This window comes from Candidatus Hydrogenedentota bacterium, assembly GCA_018005585.1.
Classification (GTDB): Bacteria; Hydrogenedentota; Hydrogenedentia; order Hydrogenedentales; family JAGMZX01; genus JAGMZX01.
Genome location: JAGMZX010000257.1, coordinates 1779 through 4630, shown reverse-complemented (window position 1 = coordinate 4630; position 2852 = coordinate 1779). Strand labels below are relative to the sequence as shown.

The 2852-nt window shown below is 61.2% G+C and carries 3 protein-coding genes; 2 read left to right on the top strand and 1 reads right to left on the bottom strand.

Annotated features, from left to right (window positions below; translation table 11 throughout):
• The first annotated feature begins 57 nt into the window (after nucleotides 1-57).
• Complete coding sequence (locus tag KA184_23360; protein ID MBP8132530.1) at nucleotides 58-729, top strand: HD domain-containing protein; 672 nt, start codon at nucleotides 58-60, stop codon at nucleotides 727-729.
• A gap of 257 nt (nucleotides 730-986) precedes the next feature.
• The gene (locus KA184_23355) at nucleotides 987-1880 is read left to right on the top strand and encodes a CHAD domain-containing protein (GenBank protein MBP8132529.1); all 894 of its coding nucleotides are present in this window, start codon (nucleotides 987-989) and stop codon (nucleotides 1878-1880) included.
• 10 nt (nucleotides 1881-1890) lie between these two features.
• Here KA184_23355 and KA184_23350 read toward each other — a convergent pair whose 3' ends face one another.
• A complete protein-coding gene (locus tag KA184_23350) occupies nucleotides 1891-2349 on the bottom strand; it encodes a helix-turn-helix transcriptional regulator (protein MBP8132528.1) in 459 nt (152 codons plus the stop codon).
• Nucleotides 2350-2852 lie beyond the last annotated feature (503 nt).

Genomic DNA, 2852 nt, shown 5'->3' with positions numbered 1-2852 from the left:
GTAATACCGCGCGGATTCTAGACAAACAGGCGGGGCGTATGTGAGAATAATCCGGTCATGCCGAATGCGCCGCAATACGTACGCCATGCCGGACCGGAACCCGCCAGAGCCCGCAAGCGGACGCGCACGGGGCTGGATGCGGTGAAGCAATGGGCGGACCAACTCGACCCGGAACCGGAACATGCGCGTCATGTGCGAAAACTGGCGCGCCTGCTATTCGAGCAGACGCGCCTCCTGCATGCGCTCGGCAGGCCAGAGCTTCGGCTCCTGGAGGCGGCCGCACTCTTGCATGACACTGGTTTGCGCCGCGGCGCCGACCGGCACCACAAGCACTCCCGGGACATTATTCTAGCCCTTGAGCTGCCCGGCTTTACGGAAGAGGAACGCGCGGTCATCGCGTGCATTGCCCGGTATCATCGCAGAGGGCCGCCGCAGTCAGGCCATCGCGTATACCGGGATCTGTCCCCTGAGATGCAGGGCGTCGTCAAGATATTGGCGGCGATCCTTCGGATCGCCGATGGCCTTGACCGCACCCATCAAGCCGCGACCCGGAACTTGCGCATAACGCTGAACGGAGATTCATGCCGCATCTGGGTGACCCAGAACCCGGTCAGCCAGGTCGACCTCTGGGGCGGCATGCGCAAACGCGGCCTTTTCGAAGCGGTCTTCGGCGTGCGCGTCGAGGTCGCGCCCGAGGCGGAGAGTCCCCCCGCCGCAGGGGAAAGATGACATGACATTGGCCAAATCGCACGCATTCCCGAAAACGCGTCTCGTCTTCGAGGAAGCGGGGTGTTTCGACGAGGGCATCCGGCGCATGTGCGCGCTACTAACCGCACTTGAGCGCGGGTTCACGACTGTGGGCGGTATTTGTATCCGCCCCGGACTTGCGGGACACGTGACCAAACATCTGACCCCGGTCTGCACGCGCAAGGCCTTCAGCACCCGGCTCTCTGGGTCAGACAAACCGGCGGGATAAGGAGCCTATCGTGGGCAAAGCGTCGGGACTGTGTTTTTCTTTTCTCGTGGAATCGCTCACGAGTCGTGTGCGGACGCTGCGCGAGAATATCGATACGGTCCTTAACGAAGAACCCGACGGCATACACGACATGCGCGTCGCGTCGCGCCGGCTCAGGGCCGCGCTGTCCGAGTGCGCGCCCCTGCTGCCCAAGGGGCCGCGCAACGAATTGCGCCGCATCGCACGGCGGGTCACACGGCTCCTCGGACGGGCCAGGGAACTTGACGTGACCCTGGAAATGCTCGCGCAGTTCAGCGCCATTCATGCGGATGCGCGCGAGGCGGCCGCCGCACTCGCACGACCCCTTCGCGAAGAACGGGCGCGCCTGTCCCCGGATTGCATCGAGGCCGCGCATCTCGCCGCGTGCGAAGACCTAGACGCGCTTCTCGTCCGGCTGTTCGAAGGCGCGCACCCTCGGGCCGGCCGTGTTCTGGAAATCGTGTCGCGCCGTCTCAAGCGGCGCTTTGAAGCGCTGTTCCGCTGCTATGAGAAATGGATGGAGACAGGCGATCGCGAACAACTGCATCGCGTCCGCGTCGCATTCAAGAAGTTGCGCTATGCCTGCGAGTTGTTCGCGCCCTTTTTCGATGACAATCTCCACGGATGCATTCAGGAATTGCGGCAACTGCAGGAGCATCTGGGCGCATGGAACGATGCGCGCGCGCTCCTGCGCGAAGCGGCGGCGAGTGTTTCCGGCGAGAACGGCCCGCCCCCCGGCATGGACACGGTCTGCCTCGCCTTTGAGGAACAACTACGCGCACACTTGCAGGCGTTTCACACCATCGCCTCGGACTTCTTCTCGTCCCGGCGCCGAAGACAGTTGCGGCGGCTCATGTCAGCCGCACACCTGCCGCCACCAGAGTGAGCTGACCGTTCTATTTGCGCTTGCCCCGTTTCACTTCCAGACGACTGCGCGCTTCGCGCGCGCCAATATTCCGTATGTCCAGCAATGCGGCCCTCGTCGCGGAACGCAGCCGAAGGCGGCCGCCTTTGCGCTCCCATTGGTAAACGGACTGTGCGCTCACTCCCACCAGCCTCGCGAATTCCGCTTGCGTCAGCCGCAGTTTTTCGCGGAGTTTCAGAATCGCTTTTCCACGGATGATGGCGCGGTCCGCCTTCTGTTCCGGCTGTGCCGACGCCGGCTCCTGACTCCCGGCGGCCGTGCGCGCAAGTCTGCGATTCTCAGTTTCCAGTTTGCCAATTCGCCGTTTCAGTGCAGCCACCGAACGGCGCAGTTCCGCTTGAACTTTCTGCAGTCTGCCTACGTTGTCCTTGATTTCCTTCCGCGCGAGACGGCGGATTTCTTCCTTGAAAGTCGTCGCGAAGTTTGCCACGGCACTTCTCCTCGTTCCTGGTCTCTTTGCATGATCACTTAGAAACGCTCTTAAGCGGCGCACACTATCCCATTTGCATGAATCGTGTCAACTCCTTTCCTTATAGCGTTGCTTAGATTCCCGCAAGAACTATCCCCGGCGCCGAAATAGTGCAAGGCATTCCCGTAGTCTGGCGAAGCGTCAGTTCAAACCTGATCCCCCTTTCTCTCTTTTTCTGTCCCGGCGCTGCAACGCGGTCTTCACCTGACCAAAAACGAACCCATAACTCATGTGACAAGCGGAATCGCACATTCGATAACAGGATACCGTTCAGAGAGTCAGGTCACTTTTGCCCACGATTCGCAGGGGTGAGGCATGCCTCGTCCCTGCAACAGCTATGAATCAGGTCTTGGGATAGCTTCTGGCGTAATCCGCATTTCCGGTCCCCAAAGACCGGTTTCGCGTTTCTGCGCGAAAGCCGTGAGAATACAGAATGCCAGTCTTGTTCTTCACTCCTGCAAGAG